Below are 16,151 nucleotides of genomic sequence, written 5' to 3' on the forward strand. Positions count from 1 at the left end.
GTTGTCCTCTTTTTTAAATGAAAAATAACTGAAAAAACCACCGCACTTTTCCTATTTCGGGAAGAAAGTGCGGTCGGTTTTGAAAATGTTTTATTAATCGTGGCGTATGGTTGCTTAATTCCCTAAAAATGTCAATTGCCAGCATTCGGTGCAGGGACTTTTTCGTTCCACGGGGCGACCCAGCATAAACAGAGCATGCCCGGGATGGCTAAAAATAAGCAAATCCAGAAGAAATGGTAGTAACCTACCGACGCAACGATTTCGCCGGACAGTGCGCCAAGCCCTTTGCTCGGTAAGGCGGCAAGGCTGGTAAATAACGCCAATTGAGTCGCTGTGTAAAGCTGGTTGGTTTCCCGTGCCATAAAGGCAACAAACGCCGCCGTACCAAGCCCCACGCCAATGTATTCGCCACAAATCACAATGCCAAGTTTTAAGCGCGCTGCGTTATCGACAACGTGGAAATAATCAAATCCGGCAAGCCAAATAAACCCGCCGATAGTAATCAGTTGAATAAAACCAAAGACCCAAAGGGCGCGGTTAATGCCGAGGCGTAACATAGCAATGCCGCCTGCCATGCCGGCAATAATGCTCGACCACAACGCCGTGCTTTTTACCACTAAGGCAATGTCGGTTTTGCTAAAGCCCATGTCCACGATGAATTTACTTTGTAACGTAGTGGCAAGGGCATCGCCGAATTTATACAGGAACAGAAAGGCAATAAAGCCAATTCCTGCATAAATGCCTTTACGTTGGAAAAATTCTTGGAGCGGAATGGTAAAAGCTTGGTAGAACGGCTGCTTGCTTTGATGAATTTGAATTTGTGGCTCGCGGCTTAAAAAGAAGGTCATAAACAGCCCACACAGCATGAAAAGTGCGGTCAATAAAAACACCGTTTCCCATGGCAGGAACGTGGCGAGATACAATGACAGTCCACCGGGAATCAAACCGGCAATTCGGTAGGCATTAATGTGAATCGTGTTGCCTAAGCCCAATTCGTTATCGCGCAAAATTTCCCGCCGGTAGGCATCTAATACAATGTCTTGGGTGGCGGACATAAAGGCGATGAACGTAGCCAGAAAAATAACCATTTGCATTTGTTCTTTTGGATCGTATAAACCGATGAGGTAAAGACTCAGCAGAAGCAAGAGTTGGGAAATGGCGAGCCAACTGCGACGGCGACCGAGAAATCGAGGAAAATAGCGATCCAGCAAGGGTGCCCACAAAAATTTGAGCGTGTAGGGTAGGGTGACTAAGGTAAAAGCCCCGATGGTTTGCACACTAATGCCATTATCCGACAACCAAATCGGTAACATTTGCAGCAGCACGAAAAGTGGCAAACCGGAGCTAAAACCAGTAAAGACACAAATCAGCATATTGCGGCTGAAAATTTGGGTGGCGAGAGAAGGCTTAATCGATTGTTCTGTCATCATGATTTCAGGGGGATTTTATTCAACGGCAATTTCTTTAATGCGGAGTTCATCGCCGCTTTGTCGTTGTAAATGCGCGCTGTCACAATTTGGGCACGTGCTGTTATAGGCTTGAATTTCGACCAGTTGTTTGCAATCCCAACACCAAGCTTTGGCAGGAATAGAAATTAAATGAAGCTTACAATTTTCCGCCGGTGTACCTTGTGCCGCCATTTCAAAGCCAAATTCCAACGCACTGGGTTCAATGCAAGAAAGAGCACCGACCTCCAGCCAGAGGTCGGTGACTTTGTTGACATTGTGTTGTTTGCATTGCTGCTCAACAATTTCAATGATGTTTTGACACAAAGAGAGTTCGTGCATGAGGCTTAATCCCGATACCCTTTCGGATTATTTTTTTGCCAATTCCAGGTGTCTTTCATCATTTGAGCTAAGCCACGTTCTGCTTTCCAGCCCAATTCTTTGTCAGCAAGGCTCGGATCGGAATAACAGGTGGCGATGTCGCCCGGACGACGATCCACTAATTTATAAGGAATTTGAATATCATTGGCTTGTTCAAAGGCTTTTACCATATCTAAGACGGAATAGCCTACGCCGGTACCTAAATTATAAATGTGTAAACCGGCATCGTCTTGATGGCGATCCAACGCTTTTAAGTGGCCAATCGCCAAATCCACTACATGAATGTAATCACGCACGCCGGTACCGTCATGGGTGTCGTAGTCGCTACCAAATACGGAAAGTTGAGGTAATTTGCCGATAGCTACTTGGCTGATATAAGGCAATAAGTTGTTTGGAATGCCATTCGGGTCTTCGCCGATTAAACCGCTTTCATGTGCGCCCACCGGATTGAAATAGCGCAAAATGGTCATGCTGAATTTAGGTTCTGCTTTGGCGATATCACGTAGGATTTGTTCCACCATAAACTTAGAGGTGCCGTACGGGTTAGTCGTGCCGCCCACTTTGCAGTTTTCGGTAATCGGAATGATTTCAGGATCACCGTAAACGGTGGCGGAAGAACTGAAGACGAAATTCCACACGCCGGCTTTTTTCATTTCTTGTAATAAAACTAATGAGCCGGTGACATTGTTCATATAGTATTCGGCCGGTTTTTGCACGCTTTCGCCAACGGCCTTTAACCCGGCGAAGTGAATGACGGAATGAATCGGATTTTCAGCAAAGATTTTTTGTAACAAGTCGCGATCTAACACATCGCCTTCATAAAATTTTACACTCTTGCCGGTGATTTGTTTCACACGTTCTAAGGATTTTGGCGAAGAGTTGCAAAGATTGTCTAACACCACAACCTCTTTGCCAGCATTTAATAATTCGACGACAGTATGTGAACCGATATAACCGGCACCGCCGGTGACTAGAATGGACATTTTAATTTCCCCTTATTGCGAATATAACTCATAGAAATTGTGTGTTAGTATAACACTGTTTTTAAATCAAAACATGAGACGGATTAACCGCTTATTTATTCTTGGGAGGAAACTATGAATTGGTATTTGCATGTACTCAAAAACTACGCCACGTTTTCAGGACGGGCAAGACGAAAAGAATATTGGATGTTCTTTTTATTTAACGTGTTAATTAGCCTTGGTTTGGGTGTGCTTGATGTTGTGGCGGGAACTTACAGTGTTGAATATGAAACCGGACTTTTTAGTGGCCTGTATTCTTTGTTTGTTCTTATACCAAGTATTGCTGTTAGCGTTCGTCGTTTGCATGATACTAATCGAAGCGGATGGTGGATTTTAATTTCATTAATTCCTCTTATCGGTGTTATTGTGTTGTTTGTGTTTATGTGTTTGGATAGTCAGCCGGGAACAAATCGTTTCGGCGTGAACCCAAAAGAAGCTGCATCACAAACGCTTTCTGCGGTCGAAACAGATCGTTTTATCAGCTAATTATCAGTGCGTAGCGTGCAATTTGTTGCACGACCAAACTACGCACGGAACCTTATTTAACCCTTTGGGGCATTCACGATTTCGTGCAACAAGTTGCACGCTACGATTCTAATTTTTTATTCAAATAGAGAGAAGGCGAGAAGCATATTCGCTTTCTCTTTTTTATTTCTTGCGCAAACGTTTACTTCTTTTGGCGTTGCGGTAAAATACCGCCCTCTTTTTTTCAACGACAAATTAAAAGGTAATTTCATGTCATCTTCTCCATCTTCCGCTTTAGAAAAACGCTTTGAGTTGACTAAACGCGGTTCCACCGTACGCAAAGAAATTGTGGCAGGTTTAACCACTTTCCTTGCCATGGTGTATTCCGTTATCGTTGTGCCGAACATGTTAAGTGCGGCAGGTTTTCCGGCTGAATCGGTCTTTATTGCGACCTGTTTAGTCGCGGGTTTAGGCTCGCTCTTAATTGGTTTTTGGGCGAATGCGCCAATGGCAATCGGTTGTGCTATTTCTTTAACCGCATTTACTGCGTTTAGCTTGGTTATCGGACAAAAAGTGAGTATTCCGGTCGCCTTAGGTGCGGTCTTTTTAATGGGGGTTTTCTTTACCCTGATTTCTGCCACAGGGATTCGTGCTTGGATTTTGCGTAACTTACCAGTGGGTATTGCACACGGTGCAGGGATCGGTATCGGTTTATTCCTGCTTTTAATCGCTGCAAACGGAGTAGGTCTTGTGGTGAGCAACCAAGCCGGTTTGCCGGTAAAATTGGGCGAGTTCACTGCGTTTCCGGTGATGATGTCATTAATTGGTTTGGCGTTAATTATCGGCTTAGAAAAAATGCAAGTGAAAGGCGGCATTTTATGGGTGATCATTGCGATTACCGTCGTCGGTTTAATTTTCGATCCGAATGTGACCTTTAACGGTCAAGTTTTCAAAATGCCAAGTTTCGGTGAAGAGTCTTTATTCTTGCAATTAGATATCATGGGTGCATTACAACCGGCGATTTTACCGGTGGTGTTTGCGTTAGTGATGACCGCGGTATTTGATGCCACAGGCACCATCCGCGCAGTGGCGGGACAAGCGGATTTATTGGACAAAGACGGTCAAATCATTAACGGCGGTAAAGCCTTAACCTCCGACTCCGTCAGTAGCTTATTCTCCGGTATTTTCGGCACGGCACCGGCAGCCGTGTATATCGAATCCGCAGCAGGGACTGCCGCGGGCGGTAAAACCGGTATCACTGCCATCGTTGTTGGTGTATTGTTCCTATTAATGTTGTTCTTCCAACCATTAGCATTTTTAGTGCCAAACTATGCAACAGCACCGGCGTTAATGTACGTGGGATTATTGATGCTAAGCAACGTCAGCAAATTGGATTTTGATGATTTCGTTGGTGCCATGAGTGGTTTGATTTGCGCGGTGTTTATCGTGTTAACGGCAAACATTGTAACCGGTATTATGTTGGGCTTTGCTGCATTGGTGATTGGCCGTGTGGTGAGTGGCGATTTCAAACGCTTAAATATCGGCACCATTGTGATTGCCGTTGTTTTAGTGGCTTTCTATGCTTGTGGTTGGGCGATTTAATTCAGCCAATAAAGACAATAAAGGCGCATGAGTATGCGCCTTTTTGTTTGTCTTAATCTTGAAAAACAGTGAAAAAACCCACCGCACTTTGTAACTTATCACCATAGAAAATGAGTGGGATGCGTTGTCGTTGCCAAGGGGCCACGTTCAACTGTTGCCACACTTTTTTAATGTCTTTATTCACGCCGTTTGAGGTTAATTTCACTTTGCCCGAATAACGAAATCGAATCCAAACTTTCGTTCCCTCTAAGGGTAAATTTAACGCTTCTTGATGTGTTTGCCCATTTTCATCCCGCCAAAGTGCGGTCATTTTTTCGGTTGTTTTTTGTAGCAACAGCGTGCCTAAATGATCCGGCAAGAAAATAGGCTGATTAAATTTCGCCTCAACATATTCTTGTGAAATGTCGGTAAACATCGGCGTGAGAAATAAACGGCTTTGATAGCGGCGGACAATTTTATCGTGTAGGCGAAATTGTGGTTGTGTATCGGCTTTCGCGAAAATGACATCCGAAATAATTTTTTCTAATTGTACGAGAGAGGGGAGGGTAACGCCCCAATCTTGCAACCATAAGCGTAACAAGGCGCGTTGTTTCACCGGCGAATAGTCGGCGAAATGTTGCAGGTTAAAAGTGCGGTCATTTTTTACGATGTTTTTTTGATATTCTTCCGCTAACAATTCATTAAGCAGTTGTTGTTGTTCATAACAATGTTGCGCGGAACGTTGCACTGCCGAATCAAAATGCGCCCAGCGTTGGCGCAATTCAGGCAACACGACATTACGCAGAAAATTGCGATCGTATTGATTGTCTTCGTTGCTTTCGTCCTCAATCCAACTCAGCCCTTGCTGTTGTACAAACGCCAGTAATTGTTGGTGGCTAAAATTCAATAACGGACGAAAAATGGGCACACCGTAAACGTTGCTTTTGGGCGGCATGGCGCCTAAACCTTGCACGCCACTGCCGCGTTTTAGGGCAAGGAAAAATGTTTCCGTTTGATCTTGTTGATGGTGTGCTGTGACGAGCCATTCGGTAGGTAAAATTTGCTGTGCAATGGCTTCATAACGGGCTTGGCGGGCACCTGCCTCAATGCCGTTTTCTGTGCTGACGTTCACGTGTTGAATTTGCAACGGAATATGGAATTGGCGGCAAATTTGTTGACAATGTGCTGACCAAGCATCGGCATTGATGCTTAATCCGTGATGAATATGGATGGCGCGCAGCTGAAAGTGCGGTTGTTTTTCACGAAGTTTTGCAAATAAAGCGAGTAGCGCCGTGGAATCCAAACCCCCGCTAAACCCAATAAGAAAGTGAGTTTGGTTCGGTGCAAGTTGGCGGAGTTGCTGTGAAAAACAGTCGAGGAGCATAGGCGAATGGCACGGGTAGAGGACATTCCCTCCCGTCTTCAGGAGGGATTTAAATGAGACTTTTTTTATACGTAGCCGTAACTCATTAGACGTTGATAACGACGTTCTAGCAGCTTTTCTGTGTCAAAGACGTCAAGATCGTCTAAATCGGCAAGCAGGCGTTTTTTCAAGTTTTGCGCCATTTCATCGTAATTGCGGTGCGCACCGCCCAACGGTTCCGGTACGATATTATCAATTAAGCCAAGTTTTTTTAAACGATTGGCGGTTAAACCCATGACTTCTGCTGCGGTGGAGGCTTTATCGGCGCTTTTCCATAAAATAGATGCACAACCTTCCGGAGAAATCACGGAGTAGGTCGAGTATTGCAACATATTGACTTTATCACCCACGCCGATAGCCAACGCACCGCCGGAACCGCCTTCACCGATAACGGTACAAATTACCGGCACTTTGAGGGTGGACATTTCGCGTAAGTTGCGAGCGATAGCTTCTGACTGACCGCGTTCCTCTGCGCCTACGCCCGGATAAGCGCCCGGAGTGTCAATGAAGGTGATGATAGGCAATTTGAAACGCTCTGCCATTTGCATGAGGCGTAAAGCTTTGCGGTAGCCTTCCGGTGCCGGCATACCAAAGTTGCGTTTTACTTTATCTTTCACGGTACGCCCTTTTTGATGGCCAATCACCATTACCGGTCTGCCGTCTAAACGTGCTAATCCGCCAACAATGGCTTTGTCATCGGCAAAAGCACGATCGCCGGCAAGTTCTTCAAATTCGGTGAAAATATGTTCGATGTAGTCAAGAGTATAAGGACGATTCGGATGACGAGACATTTTTGACACTTGCCACGCATCTAAATTTGCAAAGGTTTTTTCGGTTAATTCGATGCTTTTTTTCTGTAAACGGGCAATTTCATCATCAAGATTAATTTCATTATCCTGTGTTGTCATTGCACGCAAAGATTCGATTTTCGCTTCAAGTTCGGCAATGGGTAATTCAAAATCTAAGTATTCTTGACTCATGTGTGATTCCTAATTTTGTGAAAATTTTGCACCGCACTTTAACAAGATTTTGGTAGTGGTGCAATTGGACGCGCTATTCTATGCGTTTTTTTCATAAAAGTCATACCATTTCATCTGGTAACACCAGCTAAGGCTATGTAATGAAAGTGTTTATTGCCTTTACGCGGGAAACGAAAAATGAAAAAAATGCGTGAAATATCAGGTTATGCGCTAATTGACAATCTGCTAAAACGATTTTATTATGTAACCACTTTCAGGATAAGATGTTTGAAAGTCAGGATTGGTCTCCTGAAATAAGCGGGCTGAAGGTATAGAACACTTTTAGTATCAGTATGTCGCAAACTACAAACCATCATCCATCAATGGTGGACTAGGTAGAAACCCGCAAGGACGCGACGCAGCGAACCGCTTGCTGTTAAGACCAATTCTGCTTAGTTCACCACCCTTTTTCTCTCATCTTCACATTCATTTATACCTCTTGACACCATCGATATCACCTGCTTTTTGTCTTGAAAGGCATTTCCATTAATGAATTCTAAACCCAATCACGTTATAATTACGCCATTCGTTTAACAAAAAGGAAGTAAGCATGACAGAGCAGGCTTTGCACGCGGAACAGAATGAATGCGTCATAACAAACGACATTCGGCTGACGCAATATAGCCACGGCGCCGGTTGAGGCTGCAAAATATCGCCTAAGGTTTTAGAGGAAATTTTGCATACCGACATGGCACCGTTTATTGACCCGAATCTCCTTGTCGGCAATGACACCAAGGATGACGCGGCGGTGTATGATTTAGGCAATGGTACGTCGATTATCAGTACCACAGACTTTTTCATGCCGATTGTGGACGATCCCTTTGATTTTGGTCGCATTGCGGCAACCAACGCCGTGAGCGATATATTTGCTATGGGCGGTAAACCGATCATGGCGATTGCGGTGTTTGGCTTTCCAATTAACAAATTGCCTGCAAGCGTGGCACAGCGCATTATTGACGGTGGCCGTTTTGCTTGTCAGGAAGCGGGTATTGCCCTTGCCGGCGGACATTCTATTGACTCGCCGGAACCGATTTTTGGCTTGGCGGTGACCGGCATTATCGACACCGAGAAAGTGAAACGAAATGCCACGGCACAAGCAGGCTGTCACTTGTATTTAACCAAGCCACTGGGCATCGGCGTATTAACTACGGCAGAAAAACAAGGCAAATTAAAAGCAGAACATAAAGGTTTGGCGACTAAGTGGATGTGCCAAATGAATTTGCTGGGAAGCCAGCTTTCAAACATTGATGGCGTTACCGCCATGACGGATGTCACCGGTTTTGGCTTGTTAGGGCATTTAGCCGAAATCTGCGAAGGCTCCAATCTTAATGCCGAAGTGGATTTTGCTAACATTAAAACCCTAGACGGTGTAGAAGACTACATTGCGCAAGGCTGCATTCCGGGCGGTACGAACCGTAATTTCGACAGCTACGGACACAAAATCGCCCCAATAACGGATTTACAGAAAGCCGTTCTATGTGACCCACAAACTTCCGGTGGCTTACTCATCGCCGTCAAACCGGATTCGGAAAAAGAGGTTTTTACTGTCGCCAAAACCGCAGGTGTTGAGCTATATCCTGTCGGTAAACTCATTGAACGACAAGCTACACCGGAATTTATTGTGGTGAAATAGAGTTGATTTGTTGATTAAAGTGCGGTCATTTTTCCAAGTGTTTTTTGAAATGAAAAATATTTGAAGAAATGACCACACTTTTTATTATAGATTCGTACGTTGACCGTGTTTCCTAACACGTGCCAAAGAAAGTAAATAAAGTGCGGTTGATTTTTGAAGTATTTTTGTTGGAATTAGGCACACGCTGGGAAGCGTGCGCCAACGCAGAAGAGAAATATTAAACATGTTCTATAAGTAGTTAGGGATTTTTACTAAAATCCTCAAATCCTTTTTCCCAACCTAAATTGTAAGCCTCCTGAGCTGAACGATGTCTAGCTTTACCAGCTTGACTGTAAGGAAGATCTAACTCATCTAAACTATGTTTTTCGTTATTTAGACCATCTCTAATTCCAGCTTCATAAGCGCACCCAGCACATCTATGGCGCCCAGCCTCATTATTTTGGCTAAAAGATAGGGTTGTTAAAACATTAGCATATCTATGATTCTTCTGACAAACATTAATTACAGTATCTATAAGAGATTCATTTAATAGTTCAAAATATAAAAATTGTTGTTTCTTAATTTCTGATTTGGTTCCTATTTTATAGTTAGATTTTATAAATGGAAATAATGCAGCTCTAGTTGTAATAATCATTGAATCTTGATTTTCCATGCAAAAATCTTTTTTAATACTCTGTTGAGCGTGTTCTGGTAGTGAACTATTTATTTTTACTTCTATTGGAACTAAAGTATTCCACTGAGTATCAGAATCAATGAACTCTTTTGTTAGGGGTTCTGACAATACATCATAATGCGCCTCTATAACCCGAGATATTTTAAAATTTTTAAATTGAGATAATTCCTCACTTTGTTCAAAAGCCCTAAAATACCATTCTTGATTATTTACAAAAAGATTTATTGGAAAGAGAACTCGCTCAGACTTATTAGAGCTATTAGCTGATTCATATTTACATTTAATAGCTTTATTTCTATATAAAGCCCTCGTAACATTTACAATTGATATACTGTCAATTTGTGTAATTTGAGAGTTGTTGATAAATTCTACTTTCAGCAGATTCTTTTTATCCATAAATTTGTTACGGTTAAAACCATTTGTTAACACATCTAGTGCAATAATAGGATCAATTATGAATAATGGAATAAATGAATCAGATATCTCTGTAACTTTTTCTTTATGATTTAGAAAAATCCCTGTTTGGTTTAGCTCTCTGTATTCATTGAGATCTTTTGAGGCAGCTGCGGCAGCTATTTCAAATTCATCCATAATATCCAAACGAGATACGTATCCTAAATAATTTAAGCAAATATCAATAAAAATTAACCTCTCAATTTGGCTAAATTTTTTTTGGGTTTCAATCAAAAATTGGTCAATTTGTTGACTTAACATAGTACCACCTCACTAAATGCTCTTTTTTATGAATCCATATGATCTATTTTTTAGATGATCTATTTTATAGATCGATATTGACTATTTATAATACCTATGATACAGTTTAGCATCTTTTCAATTATTGGAAAGATTTTTCTACCATAAATTATACAGGAGAATATATATGGCAAAAAATGCTCCATATGGAGACAATCAACGTAAAGGCATGGTTCGCAGTAGATCACAAACTTATAACCCAACAACTGGGCAATGGATCAAAAGAGACTCTAACACTGGGAGATTTATGGATGTGAAACAAGATGGTTTACCGTTTAAGGGGGTTAGAAAAGAAAGATAATACAAGGTACATAAAGAAAAAACTTGAAATGCGACTAACATTTCAAGTTCATGGAATGGAAGTGAGAACGCCCCTCTTCCTGCGATGCCTAAATGAATAGACAATAGCTATAAAATCGGAGTGCGATTATATTTTCTTTTAAGCATCTAATCAATATCGTTCTCTTATTTTTTAATGGAGATTGCATAATGATGCAATGTAAATTTCCTAAATCCGTTCATGTAAGAGCGTATGTTCGTTTTAAGCGGGGACAATGGGAACGAGTCTGTGAACATTGTCGCAGTTATCCGCACTCATAATATTCAAAAGTCAGATGAAAGTCTGACTTTTAATCTTTTATTAATAATAGAAAAAATATTACTTCATCGTCACACCCAACCACTTCATCATCTCTCTCTCATCCCAACCTTTACGTTTGGCATAATCTTGAGCTTGGTCTTCATCAATGCGACCTAAAGTGAAATAGTTGCTTGCCGGGTGGGTGAAGTACCAACCGCAGACGGAAGCTGCCGGCCACATGGCGTAGCTTTCGGTGAGTTTCATGCCGATGCGTTGTTCTACTTCTAGTAAATCCCAAATCAAGGCTTTTTCCGTATGCTCTGGGCAGCTTGGATAACCTGGCGCAGGGCGGATGCCGACGTAGTTTTCATTGATTAACCCTTGGTTGTCGAATTCCTCTTGCGTGTAGCCCCAAATGCGGGTGCGGAGCTCAAAGTGCAGGTATTCTGCCATGGCTTCGGCGAGACGGTCGCCTACGGCTTGTAGCAAGATGGCGCTGTAGTCATCGCCTGCGGTTTTGTAGCCTTCCACTAGCGCCATTTCTTCAACGCCGGCGCACACGGCGAACATGCCCATCCAGTCTTTTTTGCCGCTTTCGCGATCAGCGATAAAGTCGCTCAAGGCAAAGTTAAATTGGCTTTTGCTGTTTTTGCCACGTTCCGTTTGTTGGCGTAAGCCGTAAGCGGTGCCGATAGGTTGAGAGCGTTCTTCATCAGCGAAAAGCACCACATCATCGCCCACACGTTCTGCAGGGAAAATGCCTAAAATACCGCTTGGGTTAAGTTTGTGGTTTTGTTCGAAAGCATCTAACATCGCTTGCGCATCATTCCACACGCGGCGGGCTTCTTCGCCACTTTCCGGATGATCAAAGGCATCTGGATAGCCACCCATCAAGCCCCATACGCGGAAGAATGGCGACCAGTCGATAAATTTACGCAGCTCGCCGATTGGTACGTTTTTAAATTCCACAATGCCGGTTTGTTTTGGCGTTGGCGGCACATAATCTTCCCATTCGCCGCTAAAGCCGTCGAAACGGTTGGCGCGCGCTTCTTCAATACTCAGTTGTTTCCGCAACGGTTTGCGGTTGGCAAAAGATTGTTGGATTTTTTCGTAATCTTTTTTGAATTGTTCCCACAATGCTGCACGGCCTTCTGGGTTCATCAACGTGGCACAGACTGTGACCGCACGGGAGGCGTTCGAGGTATAGAACACGCCGTGTTGTTTGTATTTTGGATACAGTTTAATGGCGGTATGCTCTTTGGAGGTGGTAGCACCGCCGATTAAAACAGGCAAGTTCAACCCTAAACGCGTCATTTCGCCAAGGAAGTATTCCATTTCGTCTAGGGATGGCGTAATCAAACCGCTCAAGCCGATAAGATCCGCTTTTTCATCAATCGCCGTTTGAATGATCTTGTCTGCCGGTACCATCACACCCAAGTCAATCACTTCAAAGTTATTACATTGCAACACCACGCTCACGATGTTTTTGCCAATATCGTGCACGTCGCCTTTTACGGTAGCGATCACCACTTTGCCGTTGCTGGAGCCTTTTTGTTTTGTGGCGTTGATAAATGGCTCTAAATATGCCACAGATTGTTTCATTACGCGTGCCGATTTCACCACTTGTGGGAGGAACATTTTGCCGTCGCCGAACAAATCGCCCACCACGTCCATGCCTGCCATGAGTGGACCTTCAATGACCTCTAACGGCGTTGGCAATTTTTGGCGAGCTTCTTCGGTGTCTTCGATAATGTGTGTAGTAATGCCTTTCACGAGAGCGTGTTTTAAGCGTTCTTCTACCGGCCATGTGCGCCATTCGGCGACAGAATCCACCGCACTTTCATTGCCTTGATTGCGGTATTTTTCTGCAATATCAAGCAATTTTTCTGTGGCATCTGGACTACGGTTTAAGACGGCATCTTCTACGATCTCACGCAATTCAGGATCGAGATCGTCATAAATCGCGAGCTGTCCCGCATTCACAATCCCCATGTCCATGCCTTGTTTGATGGCGTGATAGAGGAAGACTGCATGAATGGCTTCACGCATCACATTGTTACCACGGAAGGAGAAGGACACGTTTGATACACCGCCTGAAATTTTGGCGTGTGGCAAGCTGCGTTTAATACGACCTGTGGCGTTAATGAAATCTACGCCGTAGTTGTTGTGTTCTTCAATCCCGGTGCCGATGGCGAAAATATTCGGGTCGAAAATAATGTCTTCCGGCGGGAAACCAAGTTGGTTGACTAAAATGTTATAGGCACGGGTACAGATTTCCACTTTGCGATCTTCGGTGTCTGCTTGGCCTACTTCGTCAAACGCCATCACGACCACAGCTGCGCCGTATTTACGCACCAATTTAGCCTGATGAATAAATTTTTCCTCGCCCTCTTTTAAGGAAATAGAGTTCACAATCGGCTTACCTTGCACCGATTGCAAGCCCGCCTCAATCACTTCCCATTTGGAGGAGTCGATCATCACCGGCACTTTGGCTGCATCGGGTTCCGTCGCCATAATGTTGAGAAAACGGGTCATGCATTTTTTACCGTCGAGCAAGGCTTCGTCCATGTTCACGTCGATCACTTGCGCGCCGTTTTCCACTTGGTCGATGGCAATTTCAATGGCTTCGGCAAATTTGTCTTCTTTAATTAAGCGTTTGAATTTCGCCGAGCCGGTTACGTTATTACGTTCGCCCACGTTCACGAACAGGCTTTCATCATCAATGTTAAGCGGTTCTAAACCGGATAAACGCATGGCGGTTTTAATTTGTGGCAATTTGCGTGGCGGGATATTTTCTACCGCATCGGCAAAGGCTTTGATGTGTTCCGGTGTGGTGCCGCAACAGCCACCGATAATGTTTACAAAGCCGCTTTCCGCCCATTCTTTCAGGTGTGCTGCCATGTCTTCCGCGCCGAGATCGTAGCCGCCGAAGGCATTCGGCAAGCCTGCGTTCGGGTGCACGGAAACGTAGGTTTCACTGATTTTAGAGAGTTGTTCAACATACTGACGCAATTCTTTCGGGCCCAGCGCACAGTTCAAACCGAATGTCAGTGGTTTAGCGTGGCGCAGAGAGTTGTAGAAGGCTTCAGTGGTTTGTCCGGAAAGGGTGCGGCCGGAAGCATCGGTAATGGTGCCGGAAATCATAATCGGCAATTCCACGCCCAATTCTTCAAATACGGTTTCAATGGCAAATACTGCCGCTTTGGCATTTAAGGTGTCGAAAATGGTTTCGATCATAATTAAATCGGCACCGCCTTTAATTAAGCCGCGCGTGGCTTCTGAATAGGCATCCACCAATTCCATAAAGGTGATGTTACGGAAACCCGGATCGTTTACGTTCGGGGAAATGGACGCCGTGCGGTTCGTCGGGCCGAGAATCCCCGCGACGAATCTTGGTTTTTCCGGTGTGCTGTATTTATCCGCTGCCAAACGCGCTAGTTTTGCGCCGGCAAAGTTGAGTTCGTAGGCGATGGATTGCAAATCGTAATCCGCTTGCGCAATGGTCGTGGAGCTGAACGTATTGGTTTCGATAATGTCCGCGCCGGCTTCTAAATATTTTTCGTGAATCGCGGAAATGAGTAACGGTTGGGTGAGGGTCAGCAAATCATTATTGCCGCGTAAATCGATCGCACTTTCTTTAAAGCGTTCACCACGGAAATCCGCTTCGGTGAGTTTATATTTTTGGATCATCGTGCCCATGGCGCCGTCTAAAATTAAGATACGTTGGGCGAGGGCATTTTTTAGTATTTCAGTGGTGTTTTTCAAAATAAGCTTTCCGTTTGTTGGAGTTCAAATAAATGGGAGGAATAGTAGGAAGATGTGCTTGCGCTGTCAAATGTTATCTCTCTAAAAGTGCGGTGTTTTTTAGCGTGTTTTTCTGGCTGGCCTAAGAGAATTCTTTGCCGATATTCTGCTTTTTATCTTGGTCTATGCTAAACTAGCGCGCAATTTTTTTCGTATTTTTAATGATTTTTTATCCCTTATGACCTTATCTACCCCTCTTTTTATTGCATTGCGCTATTGGCGGGCGAAAAGTGCCGATCGTTTTGGGCGGTTGGTGACGAATTTAGCCAGTTTCGGCATTGTGCTTGGCGTGATGGCATTGATTATTGTGCTGTCTGTGATGAACGGTTTGGAAGGCTATCAAAAGCAACAAGTGCTTTCTTCCATTCCCCACGCCATTGTTAACCCGAACGGCAAGGTGAAGATCGACGATGCCGAGCCGCCTATGCCGAATTTCGTGCAAAAAGCCGTGCCGATAAACATGACGAATGTGATTTTTCAAACCGCAGGCGGTGTCAGCGCAGGGCAAGTGATTGGGATTCGACAATTTTCGGATGACCCAATTTTATCCACATTGTCTGAGCAGAATTTTGAGGATTTGCTACCGACAGGTGAGTTTAAAATCATTCTTGGCGATCAACTGGCACAGAAATTAAACCTGCATGTCGGCGACAAAGTGCGTTTGATGATTACCGAAAACAGCCAATACACGCCTTTCGGGCGCGTGCCGTTGCAACGTTTATTTACCGTCAGCGAAATTTATTTTGATGCAGGGCATGCGTCAGGGTATGAAGCGTTTGCCAATTTAACGGACATTGGACGCTTAATGCGAATTCAGCCGGGCGAAGCACAAGGTTTCCGTTTATTTTTAACAGATCCGTTCCAAATTACCGAGCTGCCGGCCGCGTTTCCATCAGCAACGCAAATCACCGATTGGCGCACACAAAAAGGTGAGTTTTTCCAAGCGGTTCGCATGGAAAAAAATATGATGGGCTTGTTGGTGAGCTTAATTATTGTGGTGGCGGTGTCCAATATTATTACGTCTTTAAGCCTAATGGTGGTGGACAAACAGGGTGAAATCGCCATTTTGCAAACTCTTGGTTTAACGAAAGGGCAGGTGCGTTCTATCTTCATTTATCAAGGCTTATTGGTGGGGTTAATGGGTACCTTGGCGGGCGCCATATTGGGCGTGTTAGTGACATTAAATTTGGACGCTATCGTAAATATCTTAGGCGCAAAAACGATGTATTTACCGACCGCACTTGAGCCTTGGCAAATTCTGACGATTGTCGTGTTTTCCTTATTATTGTCATTGTTATCCACCATTTATCCGGCCTATCGCGCTGCGAAAGTGGAACCGGCAGAAGCCTTGCGCTATGAATAAAAAGAGATG

Annotated in this window: 12 protein-coding genes; 5 read left to right on the forward strand and 7 right to left on the reverse strand. The window is 44.1% G+C overall.

Features of this window, described 5'->3' with window-relative positions; translation table 11 throughout:
- Window positions 1–131: 131 nt before the first annotated feature.
- Genes Q0203_RS05685 through galE form a run of 3 tightly spaced genes read right to left on the reverse strand, consistent with a single transcriptional unit; the run spans window position 132 to window position 2,809 of the window.
- Complete coding sequence (locus tag Q0203_RS05685; protein WP_297930201.1) at window positions 132–1,427, reverse strand: MFS transporter; 1,296 nt, start codon at window positions 1,425–1,427, stop codon at window positions 132–134.
- Between the two features lie 18 nt (window positions 1,428–1,445).
- Window positions 1,446–1,787 (reverse strand): hydrogenase maturation nickel metallochaperone HypA, encoded by a 342-nt coding sequence (hypA, locus tag Q0203_RS05690; protein WP_297930203.1) that lies wholly within the window; start codon window positions 1,785–1,787, stop codon window positions 1,446–1,448.
- A gap of 5 nt (window positions 1,788–1,792) precedes the next feature.
- A complete protein-coding gene (gene galE / locus Q0203_RS05695; protein WP_297930205.1) occupies window positions 1,793–2,809 on the reverse strand; it encodes a UDP-glucose 4-epimerase GalE in 1,017 nt (338 codons plus the stop codon).
- Window positions 2,810–2,923: 114 nt separating this feature from the next.
- Between galE and Q0203_RS05700 the strand changes: the two genes are divergently transcribed.
- A complete protein-coding gene (locus tag Q0203_RS05700) occupies window positions 2,924–3,334 on the forward strand; it encodes a DUF805 domain-containing protein (RefSeq protein ID WP_297930207.1) in 411 nt (136 codons plus the stop codon).
- Window positions 3,335–3,583: 249 nt separating this feature from the next.
- Window positions 3,584–4,915, forward strand: a complete 1,332-nt coding sequence (locus Q0203_RS05705; protein WP_297930210.1) for an NCS2 family permease — start codon at window positions 3,584–3,586, stop codon at window positions 4,913–4,915.
- Window positions 4,916–4,967: 52 nt separating this feature from the next.
- Here Q0203_RS05705 and tilS read toward each other — a convergent pair whose 3' ends face one another.
- Window positions 4,968–6,278 (reverse strand): tRNA lysidine(34) synthetase TilS, encoded by a 1,311-nt coding sequence (gene tilS / locus Q0203_RS05710; RefSeq protein ID WP_297930213.1) that lies wholly within the window; start codon window positions 6,276–6,278, stop codon window positions 4,968–4,970.
- 65 nt (window positions 6,279–6,343) lie between these two features.
- Entirely contained in the window at window positions 6,344–7,297 is a 954-nt protein-coding gene (gene accA, locus Q0203_RS05715) for an acetyl-CoA carboxylase carboxyl transferase subunit alpha (protein ID WP_296027686.1), read from the reverse strand.
- Between the two features lie 631 nt (window positions 7,298–7,928).
- On the opposite strand from accA, the gene selD reads away from it, so the two are divergent.
- On the forward strand, window positions 7,929–8,969 hold the full coding sequence (gene selD / locus Q0203_RS05720) for a selenide, water dikinase SelD (RefSeq protein ID WP_297930257.1): 1,041 nt from the start codon (window positions 7,929–7,931) through the stop codon (window positions 8,967–8,969).
- 238 nt (window positions 8,970–9,207) lie between these two features.
- Here the strand turns inward: selD and Q0203_RS05725 are convergent, their stop codons facing one another.
- On the reverse strand, window positions 9,208–10,356 hold the full coding sequence (locus tag Q0203_RS05725) for a WYL domain-containing protein (RefSeq protein ID WP_297930216.1): 1,149 nt from the start codon (window positions 10,354–10,356) through the stop codon (window positions 9,208–9,210).
- 166 nt (window positions 10,357–10,522) lie between these two features.
- On the opposite strand from Q0203_RS05725, the gene Q0203_RS05730 reads away from it, so the two are divergent.
- Entirely contained in the window at window positions 10,523–10,696 is a 174-nt protein-coding gene (locus Q0203_RS05730) for a hypothetical protein (RefSeq protein ID WP_276810432.1), read from the forward strand.
- A gap of 357 nt (window positions 10,697–11,053) precedes the next feature.
- Here Q0203_RS05730 and metH read toward each other — a convergent pair whose 3' ends face one another.
- Window positions 11,054–14,743, reverse strand: coding sequence for a methionine synthase (metH, locus tag Q0203_RS05735; RefSeq protein ID WP_297930259.1), 3,690 nt, complete (start codon window positions 14,741–14,743; stop codon window positions 11,054–11,056).
- 214 nt (window positions 14,744–14,957) lie between these two features.
- Between metH and Q0203_RS05740 the strand changes: the two genes are divergently transcribed.
- Entirely contained in the window at window positions 14,958–16,142 is a 1,185-nt protein-coding gene (locus Q0203_RS05740) for a lipoprotein-releasing ABC transporter permease subunit (RefSeq protein ID WP_297930224.1), read from the forward strand.
- Window positions 16,143–16,151 lie beyond the last annotated feature (9 nt).

Origin of the sequence: uncultured Aggregatibacter sp. (assembly GCF_938046485.1) — a bacterium.
Taxonomy (GTDB): Bacteria; Pseudomonadota; Gammaproteobacteria; order Enterobacterales; family Pasteurellaceae; genus Aggregatibacter.